The 21,807-nt window shown below is 65.4% G+C and carries 19 protein-coding genes; 11 read left to right on the top strand and 8 right to left on the bottom strand.

All coding sequences use genetic code 11. The annotated features are described in order from the left end of the window. Window positions 1–121: 121 nt before the first annotated feature. Window positions 122–2,905 (bottom strand): phytase, encoded by a 2,784-nt coding sequence (locus tag PV768_RS11690; protein ID WP_421093091.1) that lies wholly within the window; start codon window positions 2,903–2,905, stop codon window positions 122–124. A gap of 321 nt (window positions 2,906–3,226) precedes the next feature. On the opposite strand from PV768_RS11690, the gene PV768_RS11685 reads away from it, so the two are divergent. Both PV768_RS11685 and PV768_RS11680 read left to right on the top strand, forming a co-directional pair. Continuing rightward, window positions 3,227–4,495: a DUF7594 domain-containing protein gene (locus PV768_RS11685; protein ID WP_421093090.1), complete on the top strand. Its 1,269-nt coding sequence runs from the start codon at window positions 3,227–3,229 to the stop codon at window positions 4,493–4,495. 237 nt (window positions 4,496–4,732) lie between these two features. Next, on the top strand, window positions 4,733–6,331 hold the full coding sequence (locus tag PV768_RS11680) for an ABC-F family ATP-binding cassette domain-containing protein (protein WP_321216198.1): 1,599 nt from the start codon (window positions 4,733–4,735) through the stop codon (window positions 6,329–6,331). Window positions 6,332–6,490: 159 nt separating this feature from the next. On the opposite strand, the gene PV768_RS11675 is transcribed toward PV768_RS11680, so the two are convergent. Genes PV768_RS11675 through PV768_RS11660 form a run of 4 tightly spaced genes read right to left on the bottom strand, consistent with a single transcriptional unit; the run spans window position 6,491 to window position 8,547 of the window. Next, on the bottom strand, window positions 6,491–6,967 hold the full coding sequence (locus PV768_RS11675) for a YbaK/EbsC family protein (RefSeq protein WP_321216199.1): 477 nt from the start codon (window positions 6,965–6,967) through the stop codon (window positions 6,491–6,493). Between the two features lie 3 nt (window positions 6,968–6,970). Continuing rightward, window positions 6,971–7,846 (bottom strand): SURF1 family protein, encoded by an 876-nt coding sequence (locus PV768_RS11670; protein WP_421093089.1) that lies wholly within the window; start codon window positions 7,844–7,846, stop codon window positions 6,971–6,973. Continuing rightward, window positions 7,847–8,116 (bottom strand): hypothetical protein, encoded by a 270-nt coding sequence (locus tag PV768_RS11665; RefSeq protein WP_421093088.1) that lies wholly within the window; start codon window positions 8,114–8,116, stop codon window positions 7,847–7,849. Next, window positions 8,113–8,547, bottom strand: coding sequence for a DUF3099 domain-containing protein (locus tag PV768_RS11660; RefSeq protein WP_321216201.1), 435 nt, complete (start codon window positions 8,545–8,547; stop codon window positions 8,113–8,115). The genes PV768_RS11665 and PV768_RS11660 overlap by 4 nt, the downstream gene beginning before the upstream one ends. 153 nt (window positions 8,548–8,700) lie before the next feature. Here PV768_RS11660 and PV768_RS11655 point away from each other — a divergent pair, with 153 nt between their 5' ends. Both PV768_RS11655 and PV768_RS11650 read left to right on the top strand, forming a co-directional pair. Beyond that, the gene (locus PV768_RS11655; RefSeq protein WP_157242343.1) at window positions 8,701–9,426 is read left to right on the top strand and encodes a beta-ketoacyl-ACP reductase; all 726 of its coding nucleotides are present in this window, start codon (window positions 8,701–8,703) and stop codon (window positions 9,424–9,426) included. Window positions 9,427–9,552: 126 nt separating this feature from the next. Continuing rightward, window positions 9,553–10,317 (top strand): SDR family oxidoreductase, encoded by a 765-nt coding sequence (locus PV768_RS11650; protein ID WP_157242342.1) that lies wholly within the window; start codon window positions 9,553–9,555, stop codon window positions 10,315–10,317. A gap of 70 nt (window positions 10,318–10,387) precedes the next feature. Here the strand turns inward: PV768_RS11650 and serB are convergent, their stop codons facing one another. Further along, the gene (serB, locus tag PV768_RS11645) at window positions 10,388–11,281 is read right to left on the bottom strand and encodes a phosphoserine phosphatase SerB (protein ID WP_421093087.1); all 894 of its coding nucleotides are present in this window, start codon (window positions 11,279–11,281) and stop codon (window positions 10,388–10,390) included. Window positions 11,282–11,383: 102 nt separating this feature from the next. Between serB and map the strand changes: the two genes are divergently transcribed. The 6 genes from map (at window position 11,384) to PV768_RS11615 (ending at window position 16,251) form a co-directional block, all read left to right on the top strand. After that, window positions 11,384–12,154, top strand: coding sequence for a type I methionyl aminopeptidase (gene map, locus PV768_RS11640; RefSeq protein WP_421093086.1), 771 nt, complete (start codon window positions 11,384–11,386; stop codon window positions 12,152–12,154). A gap of 90 nt (window positions 12,155–12,244) precedes the next feature. Then, window positions 12,245–13,030, top strand: a complete 786-nt coding sequence (locus tag PV768_RS11635; RefSeq protein WP_421093085.1) for an ABC transporter ATP-binding protein — start codon at window positions 12,245–12,247, stop codon at window positions 13,028–13,030. A 17-nt stretch (window positions 13,031–13,047) separates the two neighbouring features. After that, the gene (locus PV768_RS11630) at window positions 13,048–13,833 is read left to right on the top strand and encodes a sulfite exporter TauE/SafE family protein (RefSeq protein WP_157242338.1); all 786 of its coding nucleotides are present in this window, start codon (window positions 13,048–13,050) and stop codon (window positions 13,831–13,833) included. Window positions 13,834–13,840: 7 nt separating this feature from the next. Then, window positions 13,841–14,692, top strand: a complete 852-nt coding sequence (locus PV768_RS11625; RefSeq protein ID WP_421093084.1) for a TrmH family RNA methyltransferase — start codon at window positions 13,841–13,843, stop codon at window positions 14,690–14,692. Between the two features lie 99 nt (window positions 14,693–14,791). Beyond that, window positions 14,792–15,049 carry a type B 50S ribosomal protein L31 gene (locus PV768_RS11620; protein ID WP_066275740.1) on the top strand — a complete coding sequence of 86 codons (258 nt, stop codon included), beginning with the start codon at window positions 14,792–14,794 and terminating at the stop codon, window positions 15,047–15,049. A 110-nt stretch (window positions 15,050–15,159) separates the two neighbouring features. Next, window positions 15,160–16,251 (top strand): biotin/lipoate A/B protein ligase family protein, encoded by a 1,092-nt coding sequence (locus PV768_RS11615; protein ID WP_321216205.1) that lies wholly within the window; start codon window positions 15,160–15,162, stop codon window positions 16,249–16,251. A 102-nt stretch (window positions 16,252–16,353) separates the two neighbouring features. Here the strand turns inward: PV768_RS11615 and pepN are convergent, their stop codons facing one another. Both pepN and PV768_RS11605 read right to left on the bottom strand, forming a co-directional pair. Further along, window positions 16,354–18,993 carry an aminopeptidase N gene (gene pepN / locus PV768_RS11610; protein WP_421093083.1) on the bottom strand — a complete coding sequence of 880 codons (2,640 nt, stop codon included), beginning with the start codon at window positions 18,991–18,993 and terminating at the stop codon, window positions 16,354–16,356. 33 nt (window positions 18,994–19,026) lie between these two features. Then, complete coding sequence (locus PV768_RS11605) at window positions 19,027–20,082, bottom strand: YeiH family protein (protein ID WP_421093082.1); 1,056 nt, start codon at window positions 20,080–20,082, stop codon at window positions 19,027–19,029. A 113-nt stretch (window positions 20,083–20,195) separates the two neighbouring features. Between PV768_RS11605 and PV768_RS11600 the strand changes: the two genes are divergently transcribed. After that, window positions 20,196–21,752, top strand: coding sequence for a circularly permuted type 2 ATP-grasp protein (locus PV768_RS11600; RefSeq protein WP_157242336.1), 1,557 nt, complete (start codon window positions 20,196–20,198; stop codon window positions 21,750–21,752). Window positions 21,753–21,807 lie beyond the last annotated feature (55 nt).

Here is a 21,807-nt window from a genome sequence, read left to right as displayed (position 1 = left end):
GGCCCTACTAAAGCAGGCCCCGGCGGATGAGGGCTGGGCACAACTGGCCCACCGTTCATGCCAGTAACGGTTCTGGTTTTTGGGGGCCGCGATGGGTTCTGTGAGCTGTGAGCTCCTACGGTTATTGCAGCTGAAGCACCAGCTTTGGCGGGGTGCTTGTCTCCCTTGAGCCGAAGTCGGCCCCGTCGCTGCTGGTGGCGTTGATGCCAAGCGAGAGGATGCCGCCGAGCTCGCCCTGCAAAGCTGACGCACTCAGCGTCACTTCATAGCTGGTGTTCGACGCGACGGGTCCGAGACTGCCCAGCACACTGCTGCCCAGGGCCGGCCTTGTGCTGTACGTGAGGCCGCTCTCAGTCCAGGTGTCGTCCGTAACCAGCCTGACGTTCTGCATACCCACTGAGCCGCTGGTCGTCGCCCGTAGTTGGAGCTTCGCGCTAACGATCGTCTTTCCTGCGAGCGCCGACACATCAAACTTCAGGTAGGCATTCTCCACCGGACTGTTGTCCACGGCGAGCTTCGGCGCCGTCCCGTAATTCGCCGTCGCCGCCCCGCTGGAAACATAAGCGTCCGCTGTGGCCGTCAACGTCACCGTCACCGTCTCCGGGGGCGTCGTAGCCGCAGCTGTCGTGAAAGTCCACGTCTTGGCAATGACTGCATTTCCGGAGGAATCTTTCGCCCCGGTGACCCTCGCGGTGTACTGCGTACCAGGATTCAAACTGGCGGTGGGATCCAGCGTGGCGGTGTTGTTGCTGAGGGTCACGACCGCATTCACAGGAGTGGTTGAAGTTCCCTCGGCCAGCGTGAACGTCGTGTTGTTGACCGTCGTCGAGTCCATTGCCTCCGAAAACGTAGCGGTGACATTGCCGGTGACCGCTGCGTCTGCTGCATTTTCTGCAGGAGTCACCGAGGTCACCGTAGGCGCGGTGGTATCTCCGGGCGGGGTCCCCGTGCCCGATCCCAGCTGGAGGACCAGCTTGGGTGGGGTGGTTGTCTCTCTTGAGCCGAAGTCGGCCCCGTCGTTGCTGGTGGTGTTGATGCCAAGCGAGAGGATTCCGCCGAGCTCGCCCTGCAGAGCTGACGCAGTCAGTGGCACTTCATAACTGGTGTTCGACGAGACGGGTCCGGCGGTGCCAAGGATGCTGGTGCCCAGGGCCGGCCTTGTGCTGTACGTGAGGCCGCTCTCAGTCCAGGTGTCGTCCGTAACCAGCCTGACGTTCTGGGTTCCCACTGAGCCGCTGGTCGTTGCCCGAATCTGGAGCTTCGCGCTCACGATCGTTCTTCCTGCGAGTGCCGACATATCAAACTTAAGGTAGGCATTCTCCACCGGGCTGTTGTCCACAGAGAGCTTCGGCGCCGTCCCGTAATTCGCCGTCGCCGCCCCGCTGGAAACATAAGCGTCCGCTGTGGTGGTCAAGATCTCCGTTTGCGGCGCCGTGGTGTCGATCAGCCACGTTCGCTCCGCGGGAGTCGGGTCCGCGTTGCCGGCCGCGTCGGTCGCCCGCACCGTGAAGACGTGCGAGCCAACCGCGAGATCAGCGTATCTCTTCGGCGAGGCACATCCCTCGAAGGCACCTCCATCCAAGGCACACTCGAAGGTCCCGGGCTCCGTGGCAGTGAAGGTGAACTCGGCCGAAGTGCTGCCACTGGTCCCTGACGGACCACCTGTAATCGATGTATCGGGCGGGGTGGTGTCCGGTACGGGGTCGCCGCCTCCGCCCTCTGCTCCTATTTGCCGCGGGTCAAAAGTCGTGTCCACAAGCAGGCGGGGGCTGAACGCATCGGCAATCTGCTGCCAGGAGACAAGCTTGTGGTTTTGGTTACCGCTGTTACCGTTGCCCGCATCCGTGTTGTTGTGGTCCTGGCTCGTGAAAAGACCAGCGGGATAGGAGGGTCCAAGTGGGAAATTGGTGACATCAATCCCGTCTTGGCCATTGACACCGTCGACGCCGCCTCCAGCGACGATCTTGAAGGAGCCGACGAAGGCGTTGTCACCGCGGTTGTAGACAACGAAGTTGGATCCGCCCTGGCTCGACACAATCAGATACCCGGTCCCCTGCCGGCCATAGTAAATGGCGGAGTTTTTGACGTTCTCCACTATTCGTCCGCCGGTCGCCACCGTGCGGTCCACGAGCGACCGGGTTGAGCCGTCCCCCGGCTCAGCTCCGTAGCGCCAGAGGCCGACTTTCTCCTCGGACACGTATAAACGTTGCAGCTCATCATCTGCGGAAATACCCTCGGAGCTGTCGCCATTGTCGAAAGAACGCACCGCTGTCCCGCGAACCGATCCGTTGGCGCCATCCAACTCGAACTGGGTAATCACATTCGTATTGAAGTCATGCACAAAGGCGTAGTACTTCCCCGACGCCGGGGAGTGATACATTCCAAAGCCGCGGGGCCTGCCTGGAGTGCTGATGCGCCCCACCTCTGTCAGGGACCGGTCCGCGACGTTCACCTTGTAGAACCGAACGCCGGTCGACTCCACATTCCTCTCCGTCACGCCGACGAGGGCGACGCGCTCACTGCCCAACCGAAAGTTGTACCGGAGATCGACGTTGTTCATGCTGCCGTGCAGGTAGAAATGCAGCTGGCGCCCGGACAGGTCGTAGACCCCCACTCCTCCGGTACTTAACTTGTCTGTGCCGATCACCACGCTCTGCGACGGATCCGTGGGGTGTATCCAGATCGCGCTGTCGTCTGCCGCGTCACTGGAGCTCGGAACGGGTGTAGTCTCTCCCGACGGAACCACGAGGACGTCCGCCGCATGCGCCTGCGGGGCGATGAGTACGTTGAGGCCTGCGAGGGCGGCGGCTAAAACCGCAACAAGCAGGATCCGGAACAGCGTGGGAGCGTGGCGCAAGGATCCGCCAGCGGCCCGCGTGCGTCGAGCAGCAACCGTGTGAGCCATGGACTTCCTATCCGTTGGCCGGTGCTGCATAAATGCACCGGATGTCCGATACGGACGCCCCAGGCCCCCAGCAGCATTCAGCGTCGTAGGGGAAGCCTACGCGCGGCCGGACCAGGCAAGAATAAGGGCGATCACCCATTTCACTCATTAGGTATAGGTGTTTTGTCAGTCCCGAAAACTTGGGTATAGGGGATCGATTGCTCCGTTATTGTTCCAGGCTTACGCTTTGAGATAACTCGCATTTAGCCGTCGTTGTTTCTGGGGTCGACACTCGCGCGGGCAGCCGGTACATCAAAACCCCTGGTAGAAACAGCGACGACCATGAAGGCTACGAGCGTTCAAGCGCTGCAAACTCAGCAGAACCGGCGTGGCATTGACTTCCGGCGTAAATGCGCAGCGGTTGCTTCGTCCATTCTGATTATGTTCGCAATTATCACTCCGACAACCGCAAGCGCCGCAGCGACAACCTCGTTAGTCATGGATACTTACGTGCAGGCCGACAAAGCGAATTCGAACTTTGGGAACAGCATCCGTTTATCTACGGAAGGCCGGGCGTATATCTGGCGGAACTCGCTCCTACGGTTCTCCGTGCTGGTGCCCGCAGGCGAACATGTCGTATCAGCCAAACTTCGGGCGTATTCCGAGGCATCTGCAAATTCCACTCAGTTCGTTGACGCCTTTACTACATCTGGCGGCTGGACCGAGAGGGGCGTCACGTGGAATAACGCACCGGCACGCGGGACATGGCTCGGGAAGGCCGGCGGATTCGCGAGCGGCTCCTGGGTTGAATGGGATGTAACGAAGGGCGTCAATCCGAAGGGCGGCGAGCAAAACTTCAAGCTGGAAAGCAACGCGCAGAAGTGGATCGGGTTTAAGTCCAGGGAATCGTCGAACTCCGCCCTGCGCCCAAGACTGGTGGTGACGACAGCGCCTGACACGGTGACCTCCACCGAGGCGGCCGTAGTCCAGGGGTGGGGCGCGAGCGTGGCCGGGGACGAGTTCAATTATTCCGGCGCGCCCGATGCCGCGAAGTGGAATGTCTACAACAGTGCCGGCCACGCAGGAAACGGTCTCCGGAGTCCTCAGCAGGTAACCGTGAACGGGTCCACAATGGTCATGACCGGAACTCCGGATGGCACGACTGCCGGAATGGGCGCCAAGTTTGCTAACCAGAAGTACGGGCGGTGGGAAGTCCGGGCGGCCGGGTCCGGTGATAACGAATACCACCTGGTGTCCATCCTGTGGCCCGACAGTGAAAATTGGCCGTGTGACGGCGAGATTGACTATGCGGAGACGACCGGCGACTGGAACGTCATCCAGTTCTTCCACCACTATGGATGCTCGAACTTACAGACCGCGGCGTCCAAGCCCCTGGATGTGACGCAGTTTCACAACTACGCGGTCGACTGGTCGTCGCGCGGGATCGTCGGCTATATCGATGGCATAAAGTGGTTCGAAGACACCGACCCTGCACATCAGCCTCCCGGTCCGATGCATCAGACCTTACAACTGGACTGGTTCCCTGACGCCAGTGCCGACGGAGCCGGCGAGATGCGGGTTGACTGGGTCCGCGTGTACGCGGCAGGGTGAACATCCAAGCGCAAGCAACGCCGGACAATTCCTGGTGGACATACCGGTTCCCGTCGTGCCTTCGAACGTGACAGCCATGGTCCGGGTACTCCAGTCCGTGAGACCCGTCTCGAAGTAGCCCTCCCCGGCGCGTTGAACGGTAGACTTGGATGGGCCGTTCTCCGGCCATTGCCGCCCACGCCCGTCACAGATACTTGGGGCTGCGGCTTATCCCTGCTGTGAAAGGCTTTACCTGCTGTGATTACTGTCCAGGACCTCGAACTGCGTGCCGGCGCCCGGCTCCTGATGGATCAGGTGAGCTTCCGCATCGACAAGGGAGACAAGATCGGGCTGGTGGGCCGGAACGGTGCCGGGAAGACGACGCTCACCCGCGTGCTCGCGGGCGAAGGGCTTCCGGCAGCCGGCAAAGTTACCCGCACCGGTGAAATCGGCTACCTTCCCCAGGATCCGCGCACGCCGGACATGGAGCAGCTCGCGCGGGATCGGATCCTGTCCGTCCGGGGCCTGGACATCGCCGTCGGCAAGCTCCGCTTGGCGCACGAAGAGATGGCCAGCGAGGATGCTGCCGTGCAGCGCAAGGCAATGAACCGCTACGACCGGCTCGAGTCCGAGTTCCTGGCGGCCGGCGGTTACGCCGCTGAAGCCGAGGCCGCAGCTATCTGCTCCAACCTCGCCCTGCCGGACCGGCTGCTGAACCAGCCGCTCAAGACCCTTTCCGGTGGCCAGCGGCGCCGCGTGGAACTGGCGCGCATCCTGTACTCGGATGCGGAGACCATGCTCCTCGACGAGCCCACCAACCACCTCGATGCCGACTCCATCGCGTGGCTCCGTGACTTCCTGAAAAACCACCAGGGCGGACTCATCGTGATCAGCCACGACACTGAACTCCTCGAAGCCACCGTTAATAAGGTGTTCCTGCTGGATGCCAACCGTGCGCAGATCGACTTCTACAACATGGACTGGAAGCGCTACCTCACGCAACGCGAAACCGACGAACGTGCGCGCAAGCGCGAGCGGGCCAATGCCGAGAAGAAGGCCCAGGTGCTGTTCGACCAGGCTAACAAGATGCGGGCAAAGGCCACCAAGGCCGTTGCCGCCCAGAACATGGCCAAGCGCGCCGAGCGCCTGTTGAGCGGCCTGGAGGCTGTCCGCGAGCAGGACCGGGTGGCAGCGCTGCGCTTCCCGGATCCCTCGCCGTGCGGCCGGACCCCGCTTACCGCCGAGGGCCTCAGCAAGTCCTACGGTTCCCTGGAGATCTTCACTGACGTGGACCTGGCCATCGACCGCGGCTCCAAAGTGGTCATCCTGGGACTCAACGGTGCTGGCAAAACTACCCTGCTGCGGATGCTCGCGGGCGTGGACAAGCCCGACACCGGTGACGTGATTGCCGGGCACGGCCTGAAGGTGGGCTACTACGCGCAGGAGCACGAGACCCTCGACGTCGAGCGCACCGTCCTGGAGAACATGCGCTCCGCTGCACCGGACATGAAGGACGCGGAGGTGCGCGGCATCCTGGGCTCGTTCCTGTTCTCCGGCGACGACGTCGACAAGCCTGCCGGCGTCCTCTCCGGCGGCGAGAAGACGCGCCTCGCCCTGGCCACCATCGTGGCCTCCAGTGCCAACGTGCTCCTCCTCGACGAGCCCACCAACAACCTCGACCCCGCCAGCCGTGCCGAAATCCTCGGGGCCCTCAAGAACTACAGCGGAGCCGTCGTCCTGGTCAGCCACGACGAGGGGGCTGTCGAGGCCCTCAACCCCGAGCGCGTCGTCCTGCTGCCGGACGGTATCGAGGATCACTGGAATGAAGACTATTTGGACCTGATTACGCTGGCTTAGTCCCGCCGCAGTCCGCCTTGCGTTCGCTGCGCGACGCCGGTGGGTTGCGTCCGCTTCGCGGCGTGGGCGATTTCCCGCGTGCTGGCTCCTTCGTCGCCTTTGACGCACGCTACATAAATCGCCCACGCCGCTGCGCTTGTGCCCCGGACACCTTTTGTGTCAGCGCACCTTCAGTTCCCTGGCTTCGGTGATTCTTCGCAGCTCTGCATACGTGATGCTGAACATTGAGTTGTGGTCTCCTGCTCCGGCCCAGAGTAGTTCCTGTTTCTTGAGGGAGCTGTCCAGGAGGGCCCTGATCTTTTCCGGGTGGCCCACCGGGGCCACCCCGCCTACCGCCTGGCCGGTATGCTGCAGGACGAACTCGGGGGAGGCGCGGCGGATTCTGCCTTCACCCAGCTGCCCGGCCACCAGCCTTGTGTCCACCCGTGCCGCCCCACTGGCAAGGATCAGCAGGGGCTCCCCATTGAGGTCGAAGATCAGGCTGTTCGTGATCGCCGCGAGGTCGCAGCCGAGCGCCTCAGCTGCCGCGGACGCCGTCGGAACGCCCGCCGGAAAAGTCCGCACGGTGTCCCCAACTCCGGCAGCCACCAGGGCCGCGCGCACCAGGACCACCGGGCCGCCGTCGTGCTCCGTCATCCGTCAGTACCCCTGGGCGTCGAGGAGTGCGTCTTCCTCTTCCTCGGATGTCGCCTTCTTCCGCTTCCTGGGAGGTGACGGACGACGGCGTGGTGCCCCGGCCGCCGCGCGGGGCGTGCCGTCCGCAAACGCATCGTCGTCCTCTGCGTCAATGGCCGCGTTGCGCGCCTGCTGGCGGGCGGCGTAACCGAAACCGACAAACATCAGGACGCCGAACGCGAACCACTGCAGCGAGTAGGAAAGGTGCGTGCCTTCCTCTGTGGAAGGCTTGGGGAACGCCATGGGCATCTCGGCGGCCGGGGGAGTCTCGGAGGCGAGCTGCCCGTAGGCTCCGGTCAGCAGCGGGTACCCAAGCTGGGCGGAGTAGGCGGGAAGGTCGATGGACGCCAGCTGGCCGTCGGGGGCGCCGCGCTTGAGTTCAGGCTCGGGATGCTTCAAGCGGACGACGGCGGTCACCTCACCTGGAGGGGGCGCCGGCACGGAGTCGGGGCTGCCGGGATTCCTGTTGCCGATGGGCAGCCACCCACGGTCGATCACGACGGTTTCACCCGTGGTCAGCCGGAACGGGACCACCACTTCGTAGCCAGGCTGGCCATTGAGCGGACGGTTCCGAACCACGCGCTGGCCGTCAACAAGATAGGTGCCCCGCAGCTCCACCTGCGCCCACTCCAAGGCGGAATCCAGCCGGCTGAATTGTCCTTTGGCGTCCTCGAACGGAATGGGCGCCGCAGAGTAATTGGTCACCACCCGGTTGATCTCGGCGAGGGTCTCGGCGCGGCGGTCCATCTGCCAGCGGCCCAGGAACACGCAGGCGGTGGCGAAGATTGCGGCCAGCAGGAGATAACCCAGCCACTTGCTGGAAAAGAGGAAACGGTACATTCAGCTGTCCTGCTCCGGGGCACCAAAGATCCGGTACTCCTCAAGCGGCAGGGTTTCCTTCCACAGCCCCCTCGTCTGGAGGTAGTCTTCCAGCCATTCCCGGTGGTCCGCACAGGCGAGCCAGGTCTTGCGCCGCTCGGGGGTGTGGATTTTAGGGTTGTTCCACAGGAGCTGCCAGGAGGCCTCGGAGCGGCAGGCCTTGCGTGAGCAGATGGCAGCGGATTCCGCGAGCGTGGGATCGGATCCCGCCGCGAAGTCGAAAATACTCATGATGCCCTCCGCTCCTGCCCGGTTGTTGTTTCGTCGTCGTCATTGATGAGTTCGCCCTGAAGGACCTCGTTGCCGTGTTCGTCATTGGCCGAGCGTGCGGGGGGACTCTCGAGTTCCGCCAGCGGCGCGGAGTCCAGCAGCAGGTCACTGTGCCCCTCCGCCTTGTCGCTGCCGTTCGCTATGACCACCGCAATCCACGGCAGGAACACGGCTCCGGCCACCGCGATAATCTTGAACCAGCCGTCCACCACGAAGATCAGGATCAGGCACACCATGCGGATACCCATGGCCAGCGCGTACTTGATCATGCGCTGGCGCATATCCTCGGAATGGGCCGCCGCAGCATCCGTGATGCTATGGACTTCCGCATCGCCGGAGAACCGGCCGGGTTCTCCAGTCGCGGATTGTCCCGCATGGTTTTCAAGGGTCACGGTGATTCATCACGCTCCAAAGGCTTAGCTCAATTCTCTCACCATCGGCAGTGGCACCCAAACCCGGGCCGGGCCGGACGCTAAGATCGAAGTCAGCCAAATTACCCCTACCTACCGCGGCCCCAGCGCGCCGCAGAATACCGGAGCCCCTCCATGACTGAAGCAGCCACCGCCCCCCGCAGCGTCCTCATCACCGGCGGCAACCGCGGCATCGGCCTGGCCATCGCCGAGGCGTTCCTGGCCAACGGCGACAAGGTGGCCGTCACCTACCGCAGCGAATCGAAACTCCCGGAGGGGATCCTTGGGGTCAAGGCCGACGTCACGGACGAGGCCTCGGTGGATGCCGCCTTCAAGGAAGTGGAAGCGGCGCACGGTCCCGTGGAGGTCCTGGTGGCCAACGCGGGCATCACCAAGGACACCCTGCTGCTGCGCATGAGCGAGGACGACTTCACGTCCGTCATCGACACCAACCTCACCGGCGCGTTCCGCGTCATCAAGCGCGCCTCCAAGGGCATGATCCGGCTGCGCAAGGGCCGCGTCGTCCTGATCTCCTCCGTGTCCGGCCTGTACGGGGCTCCCGGCCAGATCAACTACTCGGCGTCGAAGGCAGGCCTTGTGGGCATCGCCCGTTCCCTGACGCGTGAGCTTGGATCGCGGGGGATCACGGCCAACGTCGTCGCCCCGGGCTTCATCAACACGGACATGACTGCCGAACTCCCCGACGCCACCCGGAAGGACTACCTTTCCAGCATCCCGGCGGGCCGCTTTGCCGAGGCCTCCGAGGTAGCCAACGTGGTCCGCTGGATCTCCAGCGACGAGGCCGCCTACATCTCCGGAGCTGTCATCCCCGTCGACGGCGGCCTGGGCATGGGGCACTGACCGGCGCCGGCAAACTAGCAGCCCGGCGCTTCTTTGTGTAGGTCACACAAGGGAATTGGCCGGGGGCGCTGGCATGATGGACTGCAGGCCATCAGCAATTTAGACGTTTCAGACAAAGGAGCCCGCATGGGACTGCTGGATAACAAGACTGCCATCGTGACCGGATCCTCGCGCGGAATTGGCGCGGAGGTAGCCAAGAACCTTGCCCGCGAGGGCGCCGCCGTCGTGGTGAACTACCGCCAGAAGGCACCGCGCGCCAACAAGGTGGTGCAGGGCATCGAGGCCGCCGGCGGCCGCGCCGTGGCCGTGGGCGCCGACCTCACCAGCCAGGAGGGCGTGCAGGCCCTGGCCAGCGCCGCCATGGAGAACTTCGGGTCCCTGGACATCCTGGTGCTGAACGCTTCCGGCGGCATGGAAACCGGCATGGGCGAGGACTACGCGCTCAAGCTGAACCGCGACGCCCAAATCAACATGCTCAACGCCGCCGTGCCCCTGATGCAGGAAGGCTCCCGCGTGGTGTTCGTGACCAGCCACCAGGCCCACTTCATCAACACCGTGCCCACGATGGAAGCCTACGAGCCCGTTGCCCGCAGCAAGCGCGCCGGGGAGGACGCCCTGCGCGAACTCATTCCCGGCCTCGCCGAGAAAGGCATCACCCTGGTGGTTGTGTCCGGCGACATGATCGAGGGCACCGTCACCGCAACGCTCCTGGACCGCTCCACGCCTGGTGCCATAGAGGCCCGCCGCGCTGAAGCCGGAAAGCTGTACTCCGTGGAGGAGTTTGCCGAGGTGGTGGCCAGCATGGTCACCGCCGACGTCGAATCCGGCCACACCGAATACGCCGGCGGGGCAGACTACTTCGGCAAGGGCGCCGGCCAGGCCACGAGCTAGGCCCCAGCCAAAACGCCGGATGGCACGTTGCGGCGCGACGTGCCATCCGGCGTTTAAGGGGAGGCGCCGCTCAGACGCCGGCGACGTACCGGACGGCGTCGAGGTACGGCATGTTGACGGCGGCGTCAGCCACGGCGCGCACGGCGGGTTTGGCGTTGAAAGCGATGCCAAGGCCGGCCGCACCGAGCATGTCCAGGTCATTGGCGCCGTCACCCACGGCCACCGTGTGCTCCAGCGCGATGCCCTCCGCTGCTGCCCATTCACGCAGGTATTTTTCCTTGGCTGCCCGGTCCACCACGGCGCCGAGCACCTTGCCCGTCAGCGCGCCGTCGACAATCTCCAGCTCGTTCGCCTGCCAGTAGTCCAGGCCCAGCTCATCGGCGATCGGCTCCAGGATCTGGTTGAAGCCGCCCGACACCACTGCAACCACGTGGCCGGCAGCCTTGAAGGCGGAAACCAGTTCCCCGGCTCCCAGGCTCAGCTTCACTTCCTGGCGGACGGAGTGGACGACGTCGGCCGGAAGCCCCGCGAGGACTGCCACCCGTGCGTGGAGGCTTTGGGCGAAATCCAGTTCCCCGCGCATTGCGGCTTCGGTGACAGCGGCCACTTCTTCGCGTTTCCCGGCGTAGGCGGCCAGGAGTTCGATGACCTCCTGCTGGATCAGGGTGGAGTCCACGTCCATGATCAGGAGTTTGCGTTCGGCTGACCGCAGGCCGGCAGGGACCAGGGCGGTGTCCAACCCGCCGATGGAGGCCCCGGCCAGGGCATGGCGAAGGGCGGCAAGTCCGGCGGCCGTCGCATCCGGGAGCGCCAGGTCCGCGACGTGGACCTGGTACCGCTCGTCGCCAAGGCTTGCCTCTGACAGAATGGCGGCGCCGTGCGCGGTGAAAATGGAACGGAGCTGCTCCAGCCCGGTTGTGGTTACATTCAGGCCGTAGCTGACCGCAGTCACGTTCGAAGTCATGCCTGCAATCTTAGCCAGCGGGGGAGGGGTCCCTTGAATTCATTTCACGGCTGCTGAAAGGTGGCAAGCGGACAGCAAAAACGGTCGCACCTGGAGGAACCCATGATTGAGCTGCTCACGCCCCGCGAGGTTGACGAGGCCCGTGTTTCGGGCCAGTTCGTGGCGAAGACCTTGGCGGCGTTGAGGGAGAGAGTCGGGCCGGGAACGAACCTCCTGGAAATAAACGACTGGGCTGCCTCCATGATCCAGGCCGCGGGCGCGCGCTCCTGCTACGTCGACTACGCCCCCTCATTTGGGCGCGGCCCCTTTGGGAAAGTCATCTGCACGTCCGTGAACGACGCCGTCCTGCACGGGCTGCCCCATGACTACGTGCTGATCGACGGGGACCTGCTGACGCTCGATTTCGCCGCGAGTGTCAACGGTTGGGTGACGGACTCGGCAATCAGCTTCGTCGTAGGGAATTCGTCCGCGCCCGAAGACCGGCACATGATCGAAACCACCGAGAAGGCCCTCCTGGCCGGCATCGGCGCAGCGCAGCCGGGAGCCAGGATCGGAGACATCTCCCACGCGATCGGCTCGGTGCTTGAAGCGGCACAGTTCCAGGTCAATACCCAGTTCGGCGGGCACGGCGTCGGGAGCACCATGCATCAGGACCCGCACATCCCCAATACCGGTAAACCCGGGCGCGGATACGTGCTTCGCCCGGGACTGCTGTTGGCCATAGAACCTTGGGTCATGGACGGCACCAGCAAGCTCGTTACCGATCCGGACGGGTGGACGCTGCGCAGTTCCAACGGCCGCCGGACCGCGCACTCGGAGCACACGATAGCCGTCACCGGATCCGGTCCGCTGGTCCTCACTCAACTGGCCTGAAGGGCATGCGGGGAAGCTGCCCATCCAGGGTTTCGCTGTTACCTGCGCCGGTTATCAGTCGGCCTCTTTTTTGTCCTAGTGTCTACTCCTATGAGTGATGTTCTGGAATTGGCTTCCGTCAGCGTTGTCCGCGGCAAAAAGACCCTGTTGGACAAAATCGACTGGGAGGTCAATGAAGGCGAACGCTGGGTGATCCTCGGACCCAACGGCGCCGGCAAGACGACGCTCCTGCAGATCGCTGCAGCCCGGCTCCACCCCAGCAGCGGTAAGGCCGGCATCCTTGACGAAATCCTCGGGCGCACGGACGTCTTCGAGCTCCGCCCCCGGATCGGGCTTTCCTCCGCCGCGCTGGCCACCCAGATTCCTGAACAGGAGAAGGTCCTCAACGTCGTGGTCACCGCCGCCTACGGTGTCACCGGCCGCTGGCGCGAGGGCTACGAGCGCGACGACGAGCGGCGGGCTTTCCGACTGCTCAACGACTGGGGGATGGGCCCGCTCCTCAACAGGACCTTCGCCACCCTGTCGGAGGGGGAGCGCAAGCGTGTCCAGATCGCCCGTGCCCTCATGACCGATCCCGAGCTGTTGCTGCTTGATGAACCGGCGGCCGGCCTGGACCTTGGTGGCCGCGAGGAACTCGTCCACAAGCTTGGGGAACTCGCACAGGACGAGGCCGCGCCGGCCATGGTCCTGGTGACGCACCACCTGGAGGAAGTCCCGCCGGGCTTCACGCACGCCATGCTGCTGCGTGACGGCGGCGTGGTCGCCGCGGGTGTGATCACGGACGTCCTGACAGCGGAAAACCTCAGCAAGACCTTCGGGCTGGACCTGGACGTGAGCGTCAACGCCGGCCGGTACACCGCCGTCGCCCGCCGCTAAGGCGGCACTGCAGCACCTTGGATCTTCTCAGCAGCATCTTTGTGACCATCGCCGGCCTCTGGGCCGGCACCATCAACGCCGTCGTTGGCTCGGGCACCCTGGTGACGTTCCCCGTGCTCATCGCCCTTGGGGTCGCCCCGGTCGTTGCCTCCATGAGCAATGCCATGGGCCTTGTCTTCGGTACGGCAGCGGGAGCGTTCGGTTACCGGCGCGAGCTGAAGGGCCGCGGACGGCAGCTGATGAGGCTCCTGCCGGCCTCGCTCCTGGGCGGCATCTCCGGCGCCTGGCTCCTCCTGCACCTCCCCGAAGAGGTATTCCACTACGTAGCGCCCGTCCTCATTGTCCTGGCCCTCCTGATGGTGGTCTTCCAGCCCCGCCTGCAGGCCTGGGTGCGCACCCGGGAGGCGAACCCGGAACACGCCGTACGGGACAAGGGGCACGGCATCCTCCTGGTGGTGCTGGTCTACCTCGCCGGCGTGTACGGCGGCTACTTCGTTGCGGCCCAGGGAATCCTGCTGGTGGGCATCCTGGGCGTCTTCCTGACGGGCACCATCCAGAACGCCAACGCCATGAAGAACATCCTGGTCCTGGGCGTGAACCTGGTGGCCGCGGTGTCCTACGTGCTTTTCGCGTTCGACCGGATCAACTGGCTTGTGGTGCTGCTGATTGCCGTGAGCTCCAGCATCGGCGGTCTCATCGGGGCCAAAGTGGGCCGCCGGCTCCCACCCACGGTGCTGCGGGCCGTGATCCTTGTCCTGGGCCTGGTGGCCCTCGGATTCATGATCGCCAATCTGCTGAAATAATCACCCGGTGACAATCCACTATCTTGAATCGGCCGCGGACCCCCGGGTCTCCGACTACACGCAGCTCACTGACGTGCACCTGCGCAAGCTCCGGGAGCCGGCTGAAGGCATGTACATTGCCGAGTCTTCCCGCGTGCTGCGCCGGGCGCTGGCCGCCGGACACCAGCCGCGGTCCTTTTTCCTGGCGGAGAAGTGGCTGGACGACCTCCAGGACGTCCTGGCCGCCCACCCGCAGGTCCCCGCCTTCATTGGCAGCGCCGCCCTGCTGGAGGAGATCACCGGTTTCCACCTGCATCGCGGGGCCATGGCGGCGATGCAGCGCCCGGCTCCGGTCCCGCTGCCGGAGCTGCTGGCCGGTGCACGCAGGGTGGCCGTCCTCGAGGACATCGTGGACCACACCAACGTGGGCGCCATCTTCCGGTCGGCAGCCGCCTTGGACATCGACGCCGTCCTGGTCTCACCCCGCTGCGGCGATCCGCTTTACCGGCGGAGCGTCCGGGTGAGCATGGGCACGGTCTTCCAGGTGCCGTGGGCCCGGCTGACCGGCTGGCCGCAGGACCTCCTCCTGCTCAAGGACCACGGCTTCACGGTCGCGGCGCTGGAGCTCACCAAGGACGCGGAGGACGTGGACGCGGTGGCTGCCCGGAACCCGGAAAAACTCGCCCTGGTGCTTGGCACCGAAGGTGCCGGAATGAGCCCTGAGACCCTCGCCGCCGTCGACCTCGCCGTCAAGATACCCATGCGCAACGGCGTGGATTCCCTGAATGTTGCGGCCGCATCGGCGGTGGCGTTCTGGGAGCTGCGCCCCCGGGACCACGCCGGGCACCCCGTTCGCGGGCACCATGGTTATCCGCTATGATTGATAGCTGGCTGCCCTGCGCTTCACCGCACAGAACGCGGCCATCCCATTCATACCTGGCAGCTGGCAAAATCCAGTTGTGCGAACAAAGGTCCCATTATGAAGTCTGATATCCACCCGAAGTACGAAGCTGTTGTTTTCAACGACCTGGCTTCCGGCACGAAGTTCCTGACCAAGTCCACCGTTTCCTCCTCGAAGACCATCGAGTGGGAAGACGGCAACACCTACCCGGTCATCGACGTCGAAATCTCCTCTGAGTCCCACCCGTTCTACACGGGCAAGCAGCGCATCATGGACTCCGCAGGCCGCGTCGAGCGCTTCAACGCCCGCTTCAAGGGCTTCGGCGGCAAGAAGTAACATACTTCCGCAAGGTTCTTTGGGAAAGCCCGCACCGGAAACCGGTGCGGGCTTTCTGCGTTCCGGCACCGTATTACTTGGGTGCGCCGCTCCTGGGGCAGGATGGAAGCATGACCGGCACACCTGTTCCAGAGCATCCTTCCGCCGCCCGCCTGCACGGTGAATATAAGGTACCCGGCGGCAAGCTCGTGGTGGTTGACCTGGACGTCATTGGCGGCCGGCTCGCCAATGTGAGCGTCAGCGGCGATTTCTTCCTGGAGCCGGACGAGGCACTCCTGGACATCAACCGTGGCTTGACCGGACTGCCTGACACGACGACGGCGGCCGAGCTTGCCGCCGCCGTCTCGGCTTCGCTGCCGGCCGGGGCAGCCCTGTTCGGCTTCTCCGCGGACGCCGTCGCGGTCACCGTCCGCCGTGCCCTCGCGAAGGCGACCTCGTGGGCGGACCACCAGTGGAACGTCATCGCACCCACCGTCCTGCCGACAGAAATCAATGTTGCCCTCGACGAGGTCCTCACAGAGGAAGTCGGCGCGGGCCGGCGCAACCCGACGCTCCGATTCTGGGACTGGCAGGAGCCGTCCGTGGTCATCGGCAGCTTCCAGTCGGTCCGCAACGAGGTGGACCCGGCCGGCGTGGAGAAGCACGGCATCACGGTGGTCCGGCGCATCAGCGGCGGGGGAGCAATGTTCATGGAGGCAGGCAACTGCATCACCTACTCCCTCTACCTGCCGCAGACCCTCGTTGACGGCATCAGTTTCGCCGACTCCTATCCCTTCCTGGATGCCTGGGTCATGGCGGCACTGGAAAATCTCGGCATCAACGCCTTCTACGTACCGCTGAACGACATCGCCACGGACCAGGGAAAAATCGGCGGGGCAGCGCAGAAACGCCTCGCCAACGGCGGCATGCTGCACCACGTGACCATGAGCTACGACATCGACGCCGACAAAATGGTCGAAGTGCTGCGGATTGGCAAGGAGAAGCTCTCGGACAAGGGCACCCGCAGCGCCAAGAAGCGGGTGGACCCGCTCCGGCGCCAGACCGGCCTGGCACGCACCGCCATCATTGCCGCCATGAGCGAGGTATTCACCGGCAGGTACGGCGCAATTCCCTCACAGCTGACCGAAGCCGAACTTGGCGCGGCCCGTGAACGCGTCGGCAGCAAGTTCGGCACGGCAGACTGGCTGCACCGCGTCCCGTAAGCCCATCCATTGTCCCTGCCGGCCCCTAACCTCACAAGTTCGGCCAGGGAACCCTGCCGGCATGGGCCCACCTACTGTCGTTTTGGGGGTTCGAAACGGCACTTAGGGAGCAATCGATGGTGAATTCACGACGGCGGTCTGTGCGTTGAGCGTCCGCAGCAGGTGGCTGCGCTGCTCCACGATGATGCGCCGCAGGGCGCGGGGAGCGTCTCCGTTGTCCGCCAGCCACTTGTCAGTGCGCAGGATGACCGGATGCTCCGCCGGTGCCGAGCCCTCCGCCACGTCCTGCGCCAGGGGATAGAGGCCCCGGATGATCCGGCCGGCGATCTCGATGCTGCGGCTCTCCCATACGCTGCGCAGGCACTCGAAATAAGGTTCAACATAAGGCTCCAGCAGCTCCGCGGGGGACGTCATGAAACCGCTGATGGTGGCGCTCAGGAGCTGGTTGGAGAGCTCATGCCCGTGCACCGCCGCCGTCCAGGCCGCTGCCTTCACGTCCTTGCAAGGACGGGCGGCGATCGCTGTGGCATGCCCGGCGCGTCCGGAGGCCGTGGTGTCCAGGGCGAGTTCGGCGTCCAGTTCTTCCACCGTGGCCTGGCCATGTGCAGCCAGGGCATGCCAGAAGTGCCAGCGTAGTTCGGCGTCCACTGCCAGCCCGGCCACCTCGGCGGTGCCGTCCAGGAGGCCGCGCAGCCGGGACGCCATGGCGTCATCATGCCGGCTGAGGGTGGCCAGGGTCCTCGCCCATGCCAGCTGCTGGTCCGAGCCGGGCCTGGCTGCGTCCAGTTCGCCGGCTGCGGCAGCCAGGAAGGAGGACCGTACGGCGCTCCGGACGGAGGCGGGCGTGTAGCGTTCGACGGCGGTGCCGGCGTTCTCAAGGACATTCAGCAGTACGCCGATGCCGGTTTCGGCAGGTGCGAACGCTGCGACAGCCTCGACGTACCGTGATGCCGGGCTTTCCCCGTCGCGGGCTGAATTCCAGAGCGCCGTCCAGCACAGCGCCCGGGCCATGGGGTCGGCGAGCCGGTCCAGGGAGGAAAGGACCGTGGCTTCGGACGCCGGATCGAGCCGGACTTTGGCGTACGTGAGGTCCTCGTCATTAACGAGCAGGAGCGCGGGCCGCGGCCGGCCGGACAGCTGGGGGAGTTCGGTCCGCGCGCCCGCCACGTCCGTCTCGAACGTCCCGGTCCGCACCAGGGCCCCGTCGGCGTCGAAGTTGTAGGAGCCGACGCGGAGCCGGTGCGGGCGCAGCTCCTCGCGTCCGGTGACCGGGTCCACCGCTTCCTGGACGATGGCCGCTGTGCCCAGCCGGCCGTCGTCGCCCGCTGCATCTGCTGCGATGTCCAGGGACAGCGTGGAGATGCCCGAGGTCTGCAGCCACTGCTGCGCCCAGCCGGCCAAGTCCCGCCCGGAGGAGGCACTCAACGCGGCCAGCAGGTCGTCAAGCGTTGTGTTGCCGTAAGCGTGCTTACGGAAGTAGGCACGGGAGCCCTCAATGAACGCATCGAACCCTACGTAGGCCACCAGCTGCTTCAGCACCGAGGCGCCCTTGGCGTAGGTGATGCCGTCGAAGTTCTGCTTGGCGGCCTCGAGGTCCGGGATGTCCGCCACGATCGGGTGCGTGGTGGGCAGCTGGTCCTGGAGGTAGGCCCACGCCTTGCGCTTGTTGGCGAAGTTCACCCAGGCGGTGTCCCAGTCAGTGGCCTGGTCCACGCCCAGGGTTCCCATGTAGTCGGCAAAGGATTCCTTGAGCCACAGGTCATCCCACCACTGCATGGTCACCAGGTCGCCGAACCACATGTGCGCCATCTCGTGCATCAGCGTGTTGGCCCGCCCCTGGTACTGGGAATCGGTGGCGCGCGAGGTGAAGACGTAGCTTTCGGTGAACGTGACCAGGCCCGGGTTCTCCATGGCGCCGAGGTTGTACTCCGGCACGAAGGCCTGGTCGTACTTGCCCCAGGGGTAGGGGTAGTCGAAGAGCCGGTTGAAGAAGTCCAGGCCGTCTTTGGTGAGCCGGAAGAGTTTGTCCGTGTCGAAGGAGTGCGCCATGGAGGCGCGGCAGTAGAGGGCGAGCGGCACGTCCAGGGAGGTCCCGTCGTCGAGCGTTGCCTGCCAGCGGTCCTGCGCCTTGAAGTAGGGGCCGGCCAGCACGGTGGTGATGTACGTGGACATCGGTTCCGTGGCCGCGAAGTCCCAGCGTGCCGAGGCGGGGTCGTCGGGAAGGACGGTCCGGTCAACCTCTGCCCCGTTGGAGGCGACGTGCCAGCCGGCGGGGGCCGTCACGTGGAAGGTGTACGTGGCTTTGAGGTCGGGCTGCTCGAAGTTGGCGAAGACCCGGCGTGCGTCCGCGGGCTCGTACTGCGTGTAGAGGTAGCACTGCCCGTCGGCAGGATCAACGAACCGGTGCATGCCTTCGCCGGAGCGGCTGTACAGGGCAGTCCCGGCCACTGCCACCTGGTTGTGGGGCTGCAGGTTGTCCAGCCTGATCCTGGCGCCGTCCGCCACGTCCTCAACGCGGAGTTCCCTGCCGTTCAGGACAACGCTGTGGACCTCCCCGATGAAGTCCAGGAACGTTGCTGCCCCGGACTCGGCGGCGGTGAAGGTGATGATGCTGCGGGTTGGATAGCCGGCGGCGTCCGGGTCCGCAGCCTGCCGGACGTCCAGCGAAACGTCGTAGCTGGTGGTGCTGATCAGGACTGAGCGTTCAGCGGCTTCGTCGCGCTGCAGATTCTCATGTGACACCCAGCTATCTAATCACGGGATGGGTGACCGGAATCATGCGGCGATCAGCAGGGCAGCCGCCAGTCCCAGGACGGCAATCAGGAACCATGAGGCGAGGGCCGCCAGAAGTGCCCGCCCGCCGGTGTGCAGGAGCGTCCGCATCCGGACAGCGGACCCCAGCCCGAACAGCGCGGCGCCGAGCAGGATGTCCTGCAGTGCGCCACCTGCCTCCAGCCATTCCGGCGCCAGCCAGCCGGTGGAACGAAGCCCCACCATGGCGACGAAACCCAGGACGAAAAGCGGCACCACCGGCGGCAGTTTGGCGTTCCCGCCGTCCCCGGGAACTGCCGGCCCGGGGGCGATACGGTGGTGCGCGCCGGCTATTGCTGAGACCGGCGCCAGCAGGAGCACCCGGGTGAGCTTAACCACGACGGCGATGCCCAGCGCCGCAGTCCCCGCCGTTTGCGCCGTGGCCACCACCTGGCCGACGTCGTGCACCGATGCGCCCGTCCAGGCGCCGAAGACCGGCGCGCTGAGCCGGAGGGGATGAACCAGCAGGGGAAGGACGCCGATGGCAAGGGTTCCGCAGAGCGTCACGAGGGCCACCGGCAGGACGGTGTCCACATGCCGGATCCGGCGGACGGCCGCCATGGCGCCGATGGCCGAAGCACCGCAGATTGAGAACCCGGTGGCCACCAGGAGCGACGTCACCGGCGGGAGCCGGAAGAGCCGGGAGATGGCGTATGTCCCGCCGAAGCTCGCCGCCACGACGCCAACGATCAGGACCAGGGACAGCCAGCCCAGTCCCAGCACGTCGGTGATGCTGACCTTCAGCCCGAGCAGGACGATTCCGCCGCGCATAAGATGTTTCCCGGCGAAGTCCAGTCCGGGCCGGGCCCTGCCGGCTGTCCATGCTCCGGCCGCCGGCAGGTTCGCGGCAAGGACGCCCAGGGCCACCGCCAGTGTCATGGCCGGCAGCGCGGGCACCAGCCAATGGACCAGGAACGCGGCGGCCAGCGCAACTGCCGCTGAAGCCAGGCCCGGGAGGAGCCTCTCCGGCCGTCCGGGCAGGTCCGGACCGGGGTTGCGGAAGGATCTGCTGACGGGCACTCACCTACTGTGCCGGAAAAGGGGCGGAATCCACGAATAGGGGGACCTCCGCCAACACGCCACAATGGATGGCAGTAATGAATTCGAAACAAAAAGATGGTTGGCTATTGGACATGTCAGACCTATTCCAGGATTACTCCGTGGCCGCCGGCCGGTCCGGAGCCTATGACGAGATGTTCGCCCCCGGGCAACAGGCCCGTGACTCGTACGGGCAGGTGGCGGACGCCCTTCGCAAGCTCTCCCTGGCCGATGTCAGTGCGCGCGCCGACTCAATGGCGCGCACGTTCCTGGACCGCGGCGTGACGTTCGATTTCGCGGGGGAGGAGCGCCCGTTCCCGCTGGACATCGTTCCCCGCGTCATTCCGGCCGGCGAGTGGGATGTACTGGAGCGCGGGGTAGCCCAGCGGGTACGCGCCCTTGAGGCGTTCCTCAACGACGTGTACGACAAGATGACCGTGGTGGCAGACGGCGTGATCCCGCGGCAGCTGGTCACCACCAGCGCGCACTTCCACCGGCAGGTCCATGGCTTCGAACCGGCCGGCGGCGTCCGGGTCCACATCTCCGGCATCGACGTTGTCCGTGATGCCGCCGGAACGTTCCGCGTGCTGGAGGACAACGTCCGCGTTCCCTCCGGCGTGAGCTACGTCCTGGAGAACCGCCGGGCCATGGCCAAGGGCCTGCCGGAGGCTTTCGGCCAGCAGCTCATCCGGCCGGTCGAGGAGTACCCGCGGCGCCTGCTCTCTGCCCTGCGGAAGACCGCGCCGTCCGGGGTGGACGATCCCACCGTCGTCGTCCTGACCCCCGGCGTGTTCAACAGCGCCTACTTCGAGCACACCCTGCTGGCCGGACTGATGGGCGTTGAGCTGGTGGAGGGCCGCGACCTCATCTGCCGCGGCAACCGCGTATACATGCGCACCACGGCGGGCGAGCAGCGCGTGGATGTCATCTACAAGCGGATCGACGACGATTTCCTTGACCCCCTGCAGTTCCGCGCCGACTCCATGCTCGGCTGCCCCGGGCTGGTCAACGCGGCCAGGGCCGGCGGGGTCACCATTGCCAACGCCGTGGGCAACGGCGTCGCGGACGACAAACTGGTCTACAGTTACGTCCCTGACCTCATCCGCTACTACCTCAGCGAGGAACCCATCATCGCCAACGTGGACACATACCGCCTGGAGGAGAAGGAATCCCGCGAGTACACCCTGGACAACCTGGCCGAACTGGTGGTCAAGCCCGTGGACGGTTCCGGCGGCAAGGGCCTGGTTATCGGGCCGGATGCCTCCAAGGACGAACTGGACGCCCTCCGCCAGCGGATCATCGCGGACCCCCGCGGCTGGATCGCCCAGCCGGTGCTGCAGCTCTCCACGGTCCCGACGCTGAGCGGGGACAAGTTCGGCCCCCGCCACGTGGACCTGCGCCCCTTCGCGGTGAACGACGGCGAGAACGTCTGGGTGCTCCCGGGCGGCCTGACCCGCGTGGCACTCAAGGAGGGCTCGCTGATCGTGAACTCCAGCCAGGGCGGCGGATCCAAGGACACCTGGGTCCTGGCCGATTCCCCCCAGGTGCCGGTGGAGACCGTGCCGCGGCCTTCCATCTCCGTCCGGGAGCGCGTTTCCGTGTGGCCGGTGGAGAGCAACTGGCGGGACCGCCAGTCGGAGCAGCAGCAGTGAGCCGGGCCGTAGGCCGGACAGTTTCTTTTCCAGTTTCGGGCACGCAGGAGGTAGC

This window comes from Pseudarthrobacter sp. CC4, assembly GCF_048957775.1.
Lineage (GTDB): Bacteria > Actinomycetota > Actinomycetes > Actinomycetales > Micrococcaceae > Arthrobacter.
This window is presented reverse-complemented; position numbering and strand designations above follow the sequence as displayed.